The 15,059-nt window shown below is 69.9% G+C and carries 15 protein-coding genes; 7 read left to right on the plus strand and 8 right to left on the minus strand.

The window, feature by feature from the left end; all coding sequences use genetic code 11:
- Positions 1-14: 14 nt before the first annotated feature.
- From Vau01_RS09235 to Vau01_RS09250, 4 genes are read right to left on the minus strand one after another with little or no spacing between them, the layout of a single operon-like run.
- Positions 15-1,499, minus strand: coding sequence for an MFS transporter (locus Vau01_RS09235; RefSeq protein WP_203989282.1), 1,485 nt, complete (start codon positions 1,497-1,499; stop codon positions 15-17).
- 13 nt (positions 1,500-1,512) lie between these two features.
- On the minus strand, positions 1,513-1,905 hold the full coding sequence (locus tag Vau01_RS64585) for an ATP-dependent metallopeptidase FtsH/Yme1/Tma family protein (protein ID WP_203989284.1): 393 nt from the start codon (positions 1,903-1,905) through the stop codon (positions 1,513-1,515).
- Positions 1,791-3,410, minus strand: a complete 1,620-nt coding sequence (locus Vau01_RS09245) for an ATP-dependent metallopeptidase FtsH/Yme1/Tma family protein (protein ID WP_203989286.1) — start codon at positions 3,408-3,410, stop codon at positions 1,791-1,793. Before Vau01_RS09245 ends, Vau01_RS64585 begins: the two co-directional genes overlap by 115 nt.
- Positions 3,407-4,366: a PrsW family glutamic-type intramembrane protease gene (locus tag Vau01_RS09250; RefSeq protein WP_203989293.1), complete on the minus strand. Its 960-nt coding sequence runs from the start codon at positions 4,364-4,366 to the stop codon at positions 3,407-3,409. The genes Vau01_RS09245 and Vau01_RS09250 overlap by 4 nt, the downstream gene beginning before the upstream one ends.
- A gap of 356 nt (positions 4,367-4,722) precedes the next feature.
- Between Vau01_RS09250 and Vau01_RS09255 the strand changes: the two genes are divergently transcribed.
- Complete coding sequence (locus tag Vau01_RS09255) at positions 4,723-5,040, plus strand: aldo/keto reductase (RefSeq protein ID WP_203989295.1); 318 nt, start codon at positions 4,723-4,725, stop codon at positions 5,038-5,040.
- Here the strand turns inward: Vau01_RS09255 and Vau01_RS09260 are convergent.
- Entirely contained in the window at positions 4,991-5,953 is a 963-nt protein-coding gene (locus Vau01_RS09260) for a serine/threonine-protein kinase (protein ID WP_308440455.1), read from the minus strand. The genes Vau01_RS09255 and Vau01_RS09260 overlap by 50 nt on opposite strands.
- Before the next feature lie 133 nt (positions 5,954-6,086).
- Between Vau01_RS09260 and zwf the strand changes: the two genes are divergently transcribed.
- Entirely contained in the window at positions 6,087-7,502 is a 1,416-nt protein-coding gene (gene zwf, locus Vau01_RS09265) for a glucose-6-phosphate dehydrogenase (protein ID WP_203989299.1), read from the plus strand.
- 96 nt (positions 7,503-7,598) lie between these two features.
- Here zwf and Vau01_RS09270 read toward each other — a convergent pair whose 3' ends face one another.
- Positions 7,599-7,991: a hypothetical protein gene (locus Vau01_RS09270; protein WP_203989301.1), complete on the minus strand. Its 393-nt coding sequence runs from the start codon at positions 7,989-7,991 to the stop codon at positions 7,599-7,601.
- Between the two features lie 307 nt (positions 7,992-8,298).
- On the opposite strand from Vau01_RS09270, the gene Vau01_RS09275 reads away from it, so the two are divergent.
- The 4 genes from Vau01_RS09275 to Vau01_RS09290 all read left to right on the plus strand — a co-directional run bounded on the left by Vau01_RS09275 (position 8,299) and on the right by Vau01_RS09290 (position 11,087).
- Positions 8,299-8,958 carry a hypothetical protein gene (locus Vau01_RS09275; protein WP_203989303.1) on the plus strand — a complete coding sequence of 220 codons (660 nt, stop codon included), beginning with the start codon at positions 8,299-8,301 and terminating at the stop codon, positions 8,956-8,958.
- 148 nt (positions 8,959-9,106) lie between these two features.
- Positions 9,107-9,529 (plus strand): hypothetical protein, encoded by a 423-nt coding sequence (locus Vau01_RS09280; RefSeq protein ID WP_203989306.1) that lies wholly within the window; start codon positions 9,107-9,109, stop codon positions 9,527-9,529.
- Positions 9,530-9,538: 9 nt separating this feature from the next.
- Positions 9,539-9,997 (plus strand): hypothetical protein, encoded by a 459-nt coding sequence (locus tag Vau01_RS09285; RefSeq protein WP_203989308.1) that lies wholly within the window; start codon positions 9,539-9,541, stop codon positions 9,995-9,997.
- Between the two features lie 274 nt (positions 9,998-10,271).
- Complete coding sequence (locus tag Vau01_RS09290; RefSeq protein WP_203989310.1) at positions 10,272-11,087, plus strand: hypothetical protein; 816 nt, start codon at positions 10,272-10,274, stop codon at positions 11,085-11,087.
- A 9-nt stretch (positions 11,088-11,096) separates the two neighbouring features.
- Here the strand turns inward: Vau01_RS09290 and Vau01_RS09295 are convergent, their stop codons facing one another.
- Entirely contained in the window at positions 11,097-13,490 is a 2,394-nt protein-coding gene (locus Vau01_RS09295) for an ATP-binding protein (RefSeq protein ID WP_203989313.1), read from the minus strand.
- 193 nt (positions 13,491-13,683) lie between these two features.
- Between Vau01_RS09295 and Vau01_RS09300 the strand changes: the two genes are divergently transcribed.
- Positions 13,684-14,733, plus strand: coding sequence for a hypothetical protein (locus Vau01_RS09300; RefSeq protein ID WP_203989315.1), 1,050 nt, complete (start codon positions 13,684-13,686; stop codon positions 14,731-14,733).
- Positions 14,734-14,768: 35 nt separating this feature from the next.
- On the opposite strand, the gene Vau01_RS09305 is transcribed toward Vau01_RS09300, so the two are convergent.
- Positions 14,769-14,948: a hypothetical protein gene (locus Vau01_RS09305; protein WP_203989317.1), complete on the minus strand. Its 180-nt coding sequence runs from the start codon at positions 14,946-14,948 to the stop codon at positions 14,769-14,771.
- Positions 14,949-15,059 lie beyond the last annotated feature (111 nt).

A 15,059-nucleotide genomic window follows, 5' to 3' on the forward strand; every position in this document is an offset into this window, starting at 1 on the left:
AGTCCATGACGACGCTACGGCGACGATGGCACGGCACCGTGAACCGCCGACAGCGGCAATGCGACGGCCTCCAGCGGTTTGCGTTCGGCGGGTACCCCGAAGATGACTTCCACGATGCCGCCGACGACCATGACCGCCCCACCGATGAGGTAGCCGACGAACAGCCGCGACGGGTCGGCGCCGGTGCCGATGAGGTGGCCGTACAGCACCGGACCGATCGCGCCGAAGCACTGCGCGATCGCGAAGAACACCGCGATGGCCTGGGCCCGCACCTCAAGCGGGAAGACCTCGCTCACCGTCAGATAGGCGGCGCTGGCACCGGCCGAGGCGAAGAAGAAGATGACGCACCAGGCGACGGTCTGCGTGATGGCATTGAGCATTCCCTGGTCGAACAGGTAGGCGCTGATCGCAAGCAGAACACCGGAGCCGATGTAGGTACCCGCAATCATCGGCTTGCGCCCGATGGTGTCGAACAGCCGGCCGATGGTAAGCGGGCCGAGCAGGTTCCCGGCCGCGAACCCGAGCAGGTAGATCGGGGCGCTGGCGGCGTTCACACCGTAGAAGTGGGTGAGCACCAGGACATACGTGAAGAAGATCGCGTTATACAGGAACGACTGCGTGATCATCAACGTCGCACCGAGCACCGATCGGCGCCAGTGCCGCACGAAGAGCACCCGCAGAAGGTCACGGTAACCGACCGGCTCGGGCCTGATCTCGATCGCCTTGTTGCTGGGCAGCGCCTGCTGCGGCAGGCCGGAACTTGCCTGTGCCTCGACCGCGGCCATCGTCCGCTCCGCCTCCGCTGCCCGGCCGTGCATGAGCAGCCAGCGTGGGCTTTCCGGCAGCGTACGGCGGACGAACACGATGACCACGGCGAGCGCTGGTCCGAGCAGGAATCCCAGTCGCCACCCGACCGACGGAGCCAACACGTTCAGGAACAGCAGTGCGCCGAGTGTGCCGATGATCGCGCCGGCCCAGTAGGTTCCGTTGACAGCGATGTCGACGCGTCCCCGGTAGCGGGCCGGGATCATCTCATCGATCGCCGAGTTGATCGCGGCGTATTCGCCGCCGATGCCGGCACCGGCGATGAACCGGGTGGCGAACAGATAAATCACCCAGCCGGTGCCGTGGCCCAGTGTCAGGGCGGTCAGGCCACTGCCGACCAGATACACCGCGAGGGTCACCATGAACAGGTTGCGCCGGCCGAGCCGGTCGGACAGCCGCCCGAACACCAGGGCACCGACCACCTGGCCGACGAGATACACCGTGGCCATGGCGCCCACAGCGGTCGTGGACATGCCCAGGGTGTCGGATCGGCTGAGCATGCCCGTCACCGAACTGGCGATGGTGATTTCCAGCCCGTCGAGCACCCAGGCGACCCCGAGTGCCATGACGAGCCGGGTGTGGAACGGTGTCCAGCTCAGCCGATCCAGCCGGGCGGGAATCAGGCTCCGGACGACCCCTGCTGAAGCGGATGTGGCGTTGGTCGCTACGGCCATGATGTGGGTCCTCTCAGCTCTTCGTCGTCGCCGGGGTGCGGCCGAGAATCTGTTCCACGTCGGAGCCGTCGATGGTCTCCCGCTCAAGCAGCACCTGGGTGAGGCGGTCCAGTTCCAGCCGGTGCTCGGTGAGGGTGGCGGTGGCGCGCTGCTCGGCTTCGCGCAGCAGCTTCGCGACCTCCTCGTCGATCACCCGTTGGGTCGCTTCGGCGTACGGGCGGCTCCTGACCTGTTCGCCGCCGAGGTACATCGGCTCGCCGGAGGCGAATCCGACGGGGCCGAGCGTCGGGCTCATGCCGAACTCGCGGACCATGCGGGTGGCCAGGTCGGTCGCGCCGGCCAGGTCGTTGGCGGCGCCGGTGGAGGTGTCACCGAAGACGATTCCCTCGGCGGCGCGTCCGCCCATCGGATGGCCAGCGAGTCCTTCAGGTATCCCGCGGAGTGCAGGTGGCGTTCGTCGATGGGAAGCTGCTCGGTGACGCCGAGAGCCTGCCCGGCGGGCAGGATGGTCACCTTGGCCACCGGGTCTCCGTGGTCGGACAGCGCGGCCACCAGAGCGTGTCCGCTCTCGTGAACCGCGACCGCGAGCTTCTCGTCCGGGAGCAGGACGTTGGACCCGTCGCGGCGGCCCAGCAGGATGCGGTCCCGTGCGTCGGCGAAGTCCCGTGCCTCGATCACCTGCCGGCCGGCGCGTACCGCGAAGATGGCCGCCTCGTTGACCAGGTTCGCGAGGTCGGCACCGGAGAATCCCGGGGTGGCGCGGGCCACCACATCGAGGTCCACGTCGATGCCCATCTGCTTGCTCTGGCCGTGGACCACGAGGATGGCTCTGCGTTCGCGCTGGGTGGGCAGCGGGATCACGACCTGCCGGTCGAAGCGGCCCGGGCGCAGCAACGCGGGGTCGAGCACCTCGGGGCGGTTGGTCGCCGCGATCACCACCACACCGACGGTCGGGTCGAAACCGTCCATCTCGGCCAGCATCTGGTTGAGGGTCTGTTCGCGTTCGTCGTTGGAGACGAGTTGGCCGCCGCGGCGCTGCCCGATCGCGTCGACCTCGTCGACGAAAACGATCGACGGTGCCCGGCGGCGGGCGTCGGCGAACAGGTCCCGGACCCGCGCGGCGCCGACGCCGACGAACATCTCCACGAAGCTGGAACCGGTGACCGAGATGAACGGCACGCCCGCCTCACCGGCAATCGCGCGGGCCAGCAGCGTCTTGCCGGTGCCGGGCGGCCCGACCATCAGCACACCGCGAGGGCCGACCGCGCCTGCCTGCCGGTAGCGATCGGGGTGCTTCAGGAAGTCGACGACCTCGGTGACCTCCTGCTTGGCACCTTCGTAGCCGGCGACATCCGCGAACGTCGTACTGGGGCGCTCGGTGTCGAAGACCTTGCCGCGGGAGCGACCGATCCCGCCCAGACCGGCCAACTGACGGCGGGCCGCGCGGCCGGTCCAGACGAACAGGCCCACCAGCAGGGCCATCGGCAGCAGGCTGAGCAGGATCGACGAGATCGAGGTCTGCGCCGGCTGGGTGCTGACCTTGACGTTGTGGTCGTCCAGAAGTTGAGCGAACTGCGGGTCCTGCAAGGACACCGGGTAACTGGAGGCGAAGTCTTTGCCGCTGGTCAGCTTGCCCGAAATGCCGCCGTCCGGGCCGAGCGCCACCGACGCGACCTGACCGGCCGCGATGTCGGTCTTGAGCTGGGAATAGGAGAGCTGCTCGACACTGCCCGGCGCATGCGTCGGTAGGAAGAACAGCGCACCGGTCAGCATGACCCCCACGACCAGCAGCCAGGGGCGCCATCGCGGCGGTGGCGGCGGGGCCGGCGCGGTTGGCCGGTCCGGTGGTGGGCCCGACGTGGCCGACCCGGTGGAGTGCCGGCGGCCGCTCCAGAGGCGATGCGTGTTCATCGTCCTCCTCCCACGGCTGTCGCGGGCGCGGTCGCCCTGCGCCAGCGTCCACGCAGGATCACCAGGCCGAGGACGGCGTCCAGCGCCAACAGCGCCCAGCTCACGACCGTGTACAGATGCACCTGGGTCTGGGTCACGTCGGGCGCCCGGCCGAGCTGGATCAGCGCCCATTGCGTCGGCGTGCCGGTGAGCAGGAACGGCACCCACACGGCGATGCCGCCGGAGGCGTCCCACAGGGCGTGCAGCAGGGCCACCAGCACGAGCCAGCCCAACAGCGAGGCACGGAGCCGGGGCCGCCCGCGGCGCGCCCGCGCGGCGGTCGCGAACAGTGCGCCGCCGAGGATCGCCGTCCACAACCCGTGCCCGACCGGAGTCAGGATGCCGCGCAGCGCCTCGGTCTCGATGACGTTCAGCAACGACAGGCCGGAGTTCGTGAACAGCGCGTTGAAGGCGTAGCCCGCGCTCTCGAACGCGGCGAACCCGAAGCCGACCGTGGCACCGAGCACCATCCCGTCGCGCATCGTGTACCGCCGCAGCCGCCGGGCCAGCAACCACAGGGCGATCAGCTTGACGGCCTCCTCGACCAACCCGACACCGACGTACCCCAGCACGGACGGCTCCCGCAGAAACTCCGCCTCCAGGATCGATGCGCCCAGTACACCGAGGACGCCGCCGTAGATGAAGGCGGCGAAGACGCGCTGTGGGGTCACGATCCCGTCGGTCCGGCCGAACGCGTACGCGACGAATGTGACCGGGACCAGGAAGCTGCCGATCAGGATGATCGTGGGGACCAGGTTGGCGTTCCCGGTGATGAAGGTGACCAGCACGGTCGCCACCCACAGCGCCAGACCGCCGAGAAAGATGCGAGTCCAGCTCGGCAGGCGGTGTCGCGTGCGGGTGATCGTGCCGGCGGGGATGGTCGTCTGCGGGATGACGTGCCCGGCTACCTGTGTCATGTCGCCCTCCGTTGGTGGGGTCGGCGCCGCGGTCCGCGGCGTACGATCCGTCCCACCAACGCTGGCGGAACGCCGGTCGGATGACCTCGCGGCCAGCGCCCAACCCTCGTACCGGCTAGCCGGCAATTACCGTGGGGCGTTACCAGCGATGACGCGCACACAGCGGGCGGGAAGGCGCTCCACCCGTATCCGGACGACCTGGTGATCGCGACCAAAGGCGGCCTTGAGCGCCCCGGCCCGGGACGGTGGTCGACCAACGGCCGGCCGGAGCACCTGATCGAGGCCTGCGAAGGCAGCCTGCAACGGCTCAAGCTCGACCAGATCCCGCGCGGCGCGCACAGCGGCTCACACCGGTCGTGTCCATCCAGAACCGCTACAACGTCGACGACCGCACCTCGGAGTCCGTGGTCGACCTCTGCGAGCAGGAGCGGATGATCTTCCTTCCCTGGGCGCCGATACAGGATCTCGACCGCAACCGGGCCGTGCCGGAGATCGCGCGGAGCCACGGCGCGGAGCCACGGCAGATCGTGCTCGCTTGGTTGCTGGCCCGGTCGCCGTCCATCCTGCCGATCCCCGGCACTGGAACCGTGTCCCATCTGGAAGACAACGTCGCCGCCACGGCGATCACACTGACCCCCGCCGAGGTCGCCGCCATGACCCGCGCCGCCGGTTAGGACCGTCGCTGGGGCTCCCGGTCATGCGCTTCTGGAGGAGCAGCAGCACGCCGCGGGCCTGCGCGGCGGTGAGTCGCCCTTCCGGCTCCTTGGTCAGCAGCCCCGCGATGACCGGGCCCAGCGGACCGGCGCGCCGAAACGGCGCCGGCGCGCCCGCCAGGACGGCGACGACGGTCGCGAACACGTCACCCCTGTCGAAGGGAGCCACGCCCTCGGCCGCGGCGAACAGCGTCGCGCCGAACGAGAACAGGTCCGACGCCGGCTCGGGCCGGACGCCGTTGAGTTGCTCGGGCGAGACGTACGCCGGGCTGCCGGCGACAGCGCCCATCGGACCGTCGCACTGCTCGCCCGCGTTTCCGGCGATGCCGAAGTCGGTCAGGACCACCCTCCCGCCGTCGCAGAGATGAACGTTGCCCGGCTTGACATCGCGATGCACGATGCCGGCTCGGTGGATCGCCTGCAGCGCGTCCAGAAGACCAAGACCGATGTGGACCACGTCGTCGAACGGTAGGGGCCCGTCGGCCACGAGCGCTTCCGCGAGCGTGCGTCCGGACAGCGGCTCCATGACGATCCACGCGCAGTCGCCGTCCCATACGACGTCATGGATCCCGATCACGCCCGCATGGCCGACCCGGGCCGCCGCGCGCGCCTCGCCGAGCACACGCGTCCAGGCCGTCCCGGACAACTGACGGGACCCGGCATCGCCGAGGACATCCTGTTTGATGGCTACCTGCCGGTCGAGCAGCTCGTCATGGGCGAGCCAGACCCGCCCCATGCCGCCCCGGCCCAACAGTGATCGCAACCGGTACCGGCTCGCAACGAGTCGTCCGTGTGATGGCGCCTGTCGCTCGGCCGGACCGGCAGACCCGCCCGCCGTTGACGCTGTCGGTGGCATTTCCAGGAGACCCCTCATACGGGTCAACCCTGGCGAAGGTCGCGGCTCCTGTCGTCTCCGCTGGCGCCCACTGTTCGTACCGGGTAGCAGGTAGTACGACACGGCCGCTAGCGATGATGATTGCCGGCTCCGGCGGTGTGACGCTGTCCATATGACCGAAACACCGTCGCGCCCGGAGAATCACGTCATCATCCTGTTCGGCGCGACCGGCGATCTGGCCCGGCGCAAACTGCTGCCGGGGCTGTTCCACCTCGCAGCGGCCGGGCTGATGCCGGACAGGTACCGCATCGTCGGCACGGCTCGGAGTCCCATCACCGATGCGCAATTCCGCGACCTCGCCCACGAGGCGATCACGACGTTCGGGACCACCGAGCCCACCGGTGAGACGTGGCAGGCGTTCCGGCGGACGCTCTCGTTCGTCGGCGCCGGGCCTACGGGCCCGTCTCTGGTGGCCGCGATCGATCACGCGAAGCGGGCGATCGGTGGCTCGCCGGGGCGGCTGTTCCATCTCGCCGTTCCGCCGGCGGCGTTCGAGTCGACGGTGAGCTTGCTGGGCGCCGCGGGACTGGCTCCCGGATCCCGCGTCATCATCGAGAAGCCGTTCGGGACGGACCTTCGATCTGCCCGCGCCCTCAACAAGACGGTCAACGCCTCCTTCGACGAGTCACAGGTCTTCCGTATCGACCACTTCCTCGGCAAGGAGTCCGTCGACAACATCCTGGCCTTCCGCTTCGCCAACGGTCTGTTCGAGCCGGCCTGGAACCGCCGGCACATCAGCTACGTGCAGATCGACGTGCCGGAGACACTTTCGATCGAGGGACGCGCCGACTTCTACGACCACACCGGCGCCTACCGGGACATGATCGTCACCCATCTGTTCCAGGTGCTGGGGTTCGTCGCCATGGAGCCACCGACCACCCTGGGCGCCGACCACCTGCGCGCCCGGATGGCCAGGGTCTTCGACGCCCTCCGGCCGGTCGACGTGGCGCACGTGGTACGCGGCCAGTACGCGGGTTACCGGGACGAGCCCGGCGTCGCGTCCGACTCACAGACCGAGACCATGGCGGCGGTGCGGGTCGAGATCGACAACCGGCGATGGGCCGGGGTTCCGTTCTTCCTACGGTCCGGCAAGCGCCTCGGTGCGAGCCGTCAGACGGTGACGCTCGGCTTCCATCAGCCGCCGCTGCACATGTTCCCGATCGACGGAACCGGGCGATGGAACGAGGTCGTCATCGACTTCGCCGATCCGGGATCCATCACCGTCGACTTTCTGGCGAAGGTGCCGGGGGCCGAGATGAGGCTCGCCGCCGCCAGCATGACCTTCCGCTACGCCGACTCGTTCCGAGCCGGAAACGGCCTGGAGGGGTACGAGCGGCTCATCCTGGACGCCATGCTCGGCGACCAGTCCCTGTTCACCCACGCCGGCGCGGTGGAGCGCCTGTGGGAGATCTCCGAACCACTCCTGGAGAACCCGCCACCGGTCCAGCCGTACGCCCCAGCCTCCTGGGGACCGCAGCCATCGGTGGACGAGCTCATCGAACCGTACCGCTGGCGCCTTCGCGGCTGACGCACCGTGACGCCCGGCGGCGACCTCGGCGGGGTCAGTGTGATCGCCGCGGCACCGCATCAGTCGTCGGTGTTCCGAAGTCGATGCCCGACCGGATCAATTGGTCAGGTATCTGCGGGCCGACCGGACGTTGACGCAGCAGAGTACCGCCGTCTGCATGAACAGGCCCGGAATGCCGACGATCAACGATGTGTATCCACCGTTGGCCAACCGGATGCCGGTCGCGACCAGTAATACGCCCGCGAGGACGTTCGCTGCGGTCCTGGCCCACGACGTGCCGGTCAGCAGGCGTACCCCTGTCGCGATAGCCAGGCCTGTGACGGCGAAGTACAGGAGGGCGGAGCCGGTACCGGCCCCGCCGAAAGCCGCACTGAGCATGGCCATGACACTGCCCGCGAATCCGAACAGTCCGGCCGTGATGAACAGGAGGGTAGCCGCGGCGATCACGCTTCCCGGCCGGGGCGGATCGGTGGTGGGTGCGGCAGTCATGCTGATCCTCTCGCGGTCCTGTAGTGAGTGACGCTGTCCGCACCCGAACCGTACGAGCGGTGGACGGGCGTCCAGGCCCGGGTTGGACCGGAACGGACAGGGGCGGACCCGACGAGCCGCGCCTCAGGTGGCGTGGTCGTGGAGCCGGGCTGGACAGCACGCCACGTTCGACGAGCGTCGCACCGAACAGTTCCGGCAGGACGTCGAACCGGTCCGTGTCCGTTGCCGTCCGCCGCCGTCCGGTCTGTGCGGAAACCCGGCCCGGGACCGGTCATGCTGCCTCCAACACGCAGCAGGAGGTGGCGCCATGACCAGCGGAGCCGGCAACGACGAACGGGCCGGCAGCAACAGCGACACCGCGGAGTTCGACCGCCAGGTGACGGCTTTCTACGGAGCCACAAGCGGAACACCGCAGCTGGCAACACAGCCGGAGCCTGAGGCACCGGCGTGGAGTTCTCCGGTCACCGTCCCCGCCGAACTTCCGCCGCCGCCGCCGTTGTCGCCCCCGCCGGCCGCGCCGGGCCGTAGGGCGTTCCGGATCCTCGTGTCCATCGCGGTCGTACTCGCCGCGGCGATCGCCGTGACCGCGGCACTGGGCTGGTCCGACGTGTCGAGTCTGCGCGCGGGCGTGTCGGAGCGGCAGGCCGAGCTGGACACCATCGCGCAGCAGGAACAGGCAGCCGCCCGCAAACTGCTCGACGACTTCCGTGGCGCCGGCCTGGACTCGCTCATGCAGCGCGTCAAGGACCTGGACAAGGCGGCAGATGTGGCGTTCGTCAGCTGGCGGAGCGGCACGGCGCGCTTCGGGGTGCTGGACGCGGCGATGAACGACTGCAACAACGCCGTCATCGCCTACAACAGCGCCGCCGGCCCGTTCCCCGACCACCTGTTCACGGCATTGCCCAGGCAGATCGACCTGAAGAATCCGGAGACCGACTGCGGACGCGTGTTCACCGGAAGCATCTGAACGAAAGGCGGTCGACACCATGTACGCGCAACCCGGGCCGGACACAAACCTGCCGACACCCGACTGGCCGACGGCACCGCCCACGAGCGGGGTGTGGCAGGCACCGGCACCCGCGGAGCTCCCGGCTGGAAGCCGACGGCCGACGCGGGTGACCGTTGCCGTCGCGGTAGCCGCCCTGCTGCTACTCGTCCTGGCCGTCGACGGCCTCGCCGTCCTCACGTTCCGCGGTCAACAACGCGGCCAGACGACCCGGCTGGACAGAGAGCTGACCGCGCACCGGCTGGCGCAGCAACAGGCCCGCGAGGAACTGCAGGCCCGATTCCGGCAGGCCGACCTGCCCGGCAAGCTGCAGACGGTCCTCGCCCGCAACAAGGCCGCGACTGCGGCTCTGCTCGCGTGGGGCACTTCCGGCCAGGCGTCCAGCGGGCTCAAGACCGTCCGCCAGGCCCGGAACGAGTGCGCCGACGCGGTGATCGACTACAACGCGACGGCCGCCCGGTTCCCCAACGACATGCTGACCGGCCTGCCACGACGCATCAACCTGTCCGACGACCCCGTCGGCTGCGGTTAGGGAACCCACATGCGTACATTGCTGCTCGCCATGGTCGCCGCGATCGCCGTCTTCATGGGTGGCTGCGCTGGCGATTCGGGCAAGGGATCGTCGGGAACGGCGTCCTCGCCGACCGGATCCGCCGCGACGACCGCGTCGTCGGCCGCGGCCGACAACACCCAGCAGGTCTGCACCCAGGCGAAGGCACTCGTCGAGGAGTACAACCAGAAGGCCGCCGCCGTCCTCACCCGGGCGGTGACGACGGGCATCAGCGATCCGGAGAAGGCGGACCAGATCCTCAACGAGATGGTCCCGCTCGCCAAGGACTACAAGACCAGATTCGAGGCACTCTCGGCTACCGCGACCAACCAGCGACTCAAGGACGCGCTCACCACGCTGGCCAAGAAGCTGGACGAGGTCACGTCGGAGAACGCCTCCGGGGCGCTCGCCGTCACCGAGGGGGTACTCACCCGGACCTGCGGACGGTGACCCGGCCATGGGCGCGTCCCGTAGAACCATGAAGCCCGCGGTCGTCACGGCCATCGCCGCCCTGGCGCTCGCTCTGCTCGTCGGTTGCTCAGACGAGCGGGATGCGTCGGACCCACCGCGGTCACAACAGGTGGCAAACCTCAATCCGTGCGAGGTGCTGGACGGATCGATCAGGGCCGACCTGGAACTCGAACCCCTTCAACCGATCGTCGAGTCGTACTCCCGTTCCTGCCAGTACCGGTCGATCCGTGATGCCGGCGACGAGTCCGCGCACGTGCTCGGCGCCACCGTGGTGATTCGGCACAGCACCGCGGCCAACACGATCGCCGACGCGCGACGGCTCGCCGAGGCCTACGAACGCTCCTACCATGCAACAGCCACCGAGAGAGACGTCGGCGGGAGGAAGGTCTACGAGCTCACCGGGGCCCGATCGAATAGGCTGTTCCTGACGGAGATCACCGCAGACTGCGTGCTGATCTACGCAATCGACGCCACGTCATCAATTCAGGTCACGGCAAACGTCGCCGGGCCAGACCGGGGATGCGGCTTCCACGACCTTCCGGCACAGTTGGCAACGCGGATGCCACCCACCGACGACCGGTCCGTACCGCCACGCACCGACCGCGTCACCGACGTTTTCACGATCGATCTCTGCGCTGTCATCGATTCCGACCGTCGCAGAACCCTGGGCCTGGACGACGGCAGTCCCAGCGAGTCACCGCCGGTCATGTACAGGTCGGACTCGTGCAACTTCTACAGTCAGGCCGACCAGCCCGGCGAGCTGACCTCTCTCTTCGCCTCCACCATCGACTCCGACGCCCACGGCCTCACCGAAAACCATGCGCCGCCCCCGGTCGCCCGCGAAATCGGATCGCGACGCATCTTCCGGATAGCGACGTCCACGACCGACGGGCGCCGCTGCAGCGACCACTACGAGGTCGACAACCTCGCGTCGTTCAACGTCACCGCCATGACCATTGGACCCGATCCCGCCCCGGCGTGCCGCGTCCTCGATGAGCTCGCCCCCGCGATCGAACCGAAGCTGCCGCTGGTCGTTCTGGAACCGAGCCTGCCCCTGAACCTCCGATAAAGCCGGGCCTCAGGTGGCGTAGTCGTGGAGCCGGGCCCGGATCCCGTCGGCGTTGGTGTGGCCGAGCCGCTCGAAGATGTCCAGGGCCTCCTGCCAGGCTGCACAGGCGTCCGGTCCGTCGCCCATGGCATGCCGGACGTCACCGAGGTGGGTCAGCGCCTGTGCCGTGTAGTACGGCTCGCCGAGGGCGCGGAAGAACGCCAGCGACTCCAGGTAGCAGTTCGCGGCCTGCTCGTACTCGCCCAGGTGCTGGTGCGCGTAGCCGATGCTGTCCAGCACGTTCGCCATGGCGATGTCGTTGCCGAGGGTCCGGTTGAGCTCCAGGGCCTGCCGGCAGTACACCAGGGCCATCGAATGGTCACCCAGCTGAGCCTGGTACCAACCGACGACGTTGAGCACGTGGGCCCGGGCGCGGAGGTTGCCGGTCTCGTGGAAGAGCCGCAACGCGTGTTCGGCGTGCCGCACAGCGTCGCGATGGTTGCCCTGGTCGTCGGCAATCCAGCCCATCCGGTGAAGGGTCCAGGCCACACCGTCGGTATCGCCCAGACTCGCGTGGATGTCGTGGGCCTGCCGCAGCTGCGCGTCCGCCTCGTCGAACCGCTGGAGCCTGGCCAGGCACTGGGCCAGGTCCCGGCGGACGGTCGCCGCCGCCGCAAGGTCTCCGGCTTCGTTGACCGCCGCCAGGGCGGCCTGCTGCGCCTCGAGCGAGTCGTGCCAGCGGCCCCGCAGATGCAGGAAGAAGAACATCGACCAGGCCAGCTGCCAGGCGTGGGTCGCGAAACCGTCGCTGGCCGCCTGCCGGACGACGGCCAGCAGAACCGGCCGCTCCGTGCCGAACCAGGCCACCGCTGACCGATGACTGGTCACCGGCTCGACGATGACGCCCGGCTGAGCCGGATCGAGCGTGAACAGGTCGCGTTGCGGGGCGATGACCAGCGAGGCCGTGTAGGCGGTGTGCAGGTAGTGGTCGAGGATGCGCAGCCGGGCCGCGTCGCGTTCCCGCGGGTCGACGGCGTCGGCGAGTTCGGCGGCGTAGACCCGGAGCAGATCGTGCATCGAGTACCTGCCCGGCACGTGCTCGATCAGCAGGCTGGCGCGGGTCAGTTCGGCGAACAACGACTGGGCCTCGCCACCGGACGTGCCGGCCAGACTCGCGGCGGCCGCGGCCGAGATGTCCGGACCGGGATGCAGCCCGAGCAGCCGGAACAGGCGTGCCGCCGGCGGCTTGAGCCGCTCGTACGACCACGACAGCACCGTGCGTACGTCGCTGGTCGGTTCACCACCGTCGAGCACGTCGAGACCGTCGGAACCGGCGAGATCCGCCTCCAGACTCGCCAGCGGAAACGTCGGGTTGTTGGCGGCCCGGGCCGCGACGATCGACAGGGCCAGCGGCAGCCGCGCGCAGGCGTCGATGAGCCCCTGCGCGGCGGCCGGTTCGGCGGTCAGACGATCGGGGCCGAGTCGCCCGACGAGGAGATCGCCCGCCTCCTGCAACGTCAGCAACCCCAGCGGCAGTGGATGGGCACCGTCCATGACCGTCAACGACGTCAGCCGGCTCGTCACCACCACCAGGCAGCCGGCCGAGCCGGGCAGCAGCGGCCGCACCTGCTCCACCGACGCGGCGTTGTCCAACACGACCAGCACCCGGCGTTCGGCCAGCACCGTGCGATAAAGCCCCACCTGCGCGTCCAGGTCGGCCGGGATCCGCTCCGGCGCGACGCCGAGCCCGTCGAGGAACCCCCGCACCGCCTCGCCCGGCGTCATCGGTGGCGCCGTCGGCTCGAAACCGCGCAGATTCACGAACAACTGCCCGTCGGGAAAGCGATCGGCGACGCGGTGCGCCCAGTGCACCGCCAGCGCGGTCTTCCCGACCCCGGCCGTCCCCGACACGACCGCGATCATCATGGCCGGGTACGGCCCTTCCGCGGCGGCGAGGCCGTCGAGCGCGGCCAGCTCCGCGGTCCGCCCGGCGAAGCCCCGCACCCGCGCCGGCAGCTGCCGGGGGATGGCCGATCGACCCGCACCGGACGTCGTCGTGGACGGCTGGCCGGCCGCGTCCCCGTCGACGGCCACCGACCCGGACCGACGCGCCTCCTCGACCCGGTCCCGGGCCGTCGCCAGCACACCACGTTCGACCAGCGTCGCACCGAACAGGTCCAGCAGGACGTCGAACCGGTCCGTGGGGGGCAAGGTGCGGCCGCTCAGATACTGACCGATGACACTGCGCGCCCAGCCGGTACGGGCCGCCAGCTCACGCAGCGTCCACTGGCTGGCGTTGTCCCGCCGGGCGTGCCGGCGCCGCAACCCCCGCAGCAGCTCCGCCAGTTCATCCACCCGCGACACGGCGTTCGCAGCGGCGAGAAGGGCCGCGTCAGCCGGCTGACCGGCGTCCCCGACACCCACTGCGACCCTCCACCCGATGTCACTCCCCGTGCGCACATGGTAGATGACCGATGGAAGCCGGTGCCGGCCACGCCCGTGTCCGTCGTCGTCCGGCACCGGCCGCCGCCGTCCGCTCCGCGCGGGTACGGCAGCCCGGACCGGTCATGCTGCTGGCGGGCCGGTACGAAATCGTTCTGCACCCGGGTGAGGGAAAATGACCTGGCCGTTCCGACCACCGCCGGCTCTCGGGCTCGCTGCCGACCGGGCCGATCTCGGCGCGCGGGAACTCGTGGTACGCGGGCGCCGTCCGATCGGCTCGACCCTGCTCCGGGGCACCCTCGGCGCTGGCGCGCTGGTCACCGCGATCGCCGCGCTGGCCGGCGTGGTATGGCTGGCGGCGCTCGGGTTGCCGCTCGCCGCGCTCGGGCTCGTGGTGTACGCCTACGCGGTGCCGCCGCGCGGCGGACACCGCTGGATTGCCGTGCATGAGCGTGGGCTGGTGCTGTCCCGGCCGCTGGCGGCGGTCGGCTGGGAGGATGTCGGCAACGACGGCGACCTGCTGACCGCGGCGGTCGGCGACGGCCGGCAGGTCACGTTCGGCCCGTTGACCATCGACGCTGGCGGGCGAGCCGACGAACGCCGCCCGGTGCGGACGCTGTCCGCAATCGTGGCCGGGGTCGTCCTACTCACCGGCGCCGGCACCGTCGTTGCCGCCGCCCGCGCCGCCGATCCGGCACCGCCCGTCGCCGCAACCCCCACCGAAACGCGGACGACCCCACCGGCGCCGGTGTCCACGCCGCCGCCCTCGCTGCCCTTCGACAGCAGCGAATGGGGCGAGGTCTGCGCCTTCCGCGAGTTCCCCGCAGCAGCACCCTACGCCGGCCCCGGCCCGCACCCGATCGCGTTCGTCGTGTCCGGCTCGCGCGGACCGGCCTTTCCGTCGCGGCCGGCGGCATGGGAGCCACCGACCATCAAGGCCACCCAGCTCGTGGCGTGCATCGACGGCGTGCCGGGGCCGGTGGCCGGCACGTGTGACTACTCCGACGGGGTGACCGGGCAACTGCTGCACAGCAAATACGAGATCAAACTCTATGAGACGCGCACCCGCGCGCTGGTCGCGTCGTTCACGCTCCTCGGTGCGAGCACCGCGTGCAGCGTGATCGTCATGGCGCCCCGGAGTGGCTCGCTGGCACCGCAGTACACGCTGGTCACCGAGGCTCAGATGCGGACCGCGTTCGCTCCGTACGTGGAGGCGCCGCGCTGAGTTCGACGGCCTTCAGCCGGCACCTGGCCGCCGATCTACCGCCGACCGTCCGCCCGGTCCCGGTCAGTCCCGACCCAAAAGGCGGCGAGGTACAACGGCAACATGCCGACCCCGGCCACGACCAGTTTCGGCCAGCCGAGCCCCAACACGAGGAACAGGGACAGCGCCATCGACGCCGCGCCTCCCGCGGCATAGATCAGAATCCGTCTGAGCATGGTTTCTCCATCCAGACCAACGAGCGGAGACCCGGGTGCAGACCCGGCTGGGCCGGTGCGATCACGGGCAGCGTAGTGACGCACAACGACCTGACGGCGACGAGTCGCCCG

The organism is Virgisporangium aurantiacum (assembly GCF_016863635.1).
In the GTDB taxonomy this organism is placed as follows: domain Bacteria; phylum Actinomycetota; class Actinomycetes; order Mycobacteriales; family Micromonosporaceae; genus Virgisporangium; species Virgisporangium aurantiacum.

Excerpts from the sequence above, each read along its gene's own strand:
- Vau01_RS09235 (WP_203989282.1), bottom strand. The coding sequence starts at position 1,499 with ATGGCCGTAGCGACCAACGCCACATCCGCTTCAGCAGGGGTCGTCCGG.
- Vau01_RS64585 (WP_203989284.1), bottom strand. The coding sequence starts at position 1,905 with ATGGGCGGACGCGCCGCCGAGGGAATCGTCTTCGGTGACACCTCCACC.
- Vau01_RS09245 (WP_203989286.1), bottom strand. The coding sequence starts at position 3,410 with ATGAACACGCATCGCCTCTGGAGCGGCCGCCGGCACTCCACCGGGTCG.
- Vau01_RS09250 (WP_203989293.1), bottom strand. The coding sequence starts at position 4,366 with ATGACACAGGTAGCCGGGCACGTCATCCCGCAGACGACCATCCCCGCC.
- Vau01_RS09260 (WP_308440455.1), bottom strand. The coding sequence starts at position 5,953 with ATGAGGGGTCTCCTGGAAATGCCACCGACAGCGTCAACGGCGGGCGGG.
- zwf (WP_203989299.1), top strand. The coding sequence starts at position 6,087 with ATGACCGAAACACCGTCGCGCCCGGAGAATCACGTCATCATCCTGTTC.
- Vau01_RS09270 (WP_203989301.1), bottom strand. The coding sequence starts at position 7,991 with ATGACTGCCGCACCCACCACCGATCCGCCCCGGCCGGGAAGCGTGATC.
- Vau01_RS09275 (WP_203989303.1), top strand. The coding sequence starts at position 8,299 with ATGACCAGCGGAGCCGGCAACGACGAACGGGCCGGCAGCAACAGCGAC.
- Vau01_RS09285 (WP_203989308.1), top strand. The coding sequence starts at position 9,539 with ATGCGTACATTGCTGCTCGCCATGGTCGCCGCGATCGCCGTCTTCATG.
- Vau01_RS09300 (WP_203989315.1), top strand. The coding sequence starts at position 13,684 with ATGACCTGGCCGTTCCGACCACCGCCGGCTCTCGGGCTCGCTGCCGAC.
- Vau01_RS09305 (WP_203989317.1), bottom strand. The coding sequence starts at position 14,948 with ATGCTCAGACGGATTCTGATCTATGCCGCGGGAGGCGCGGCGTCGATG.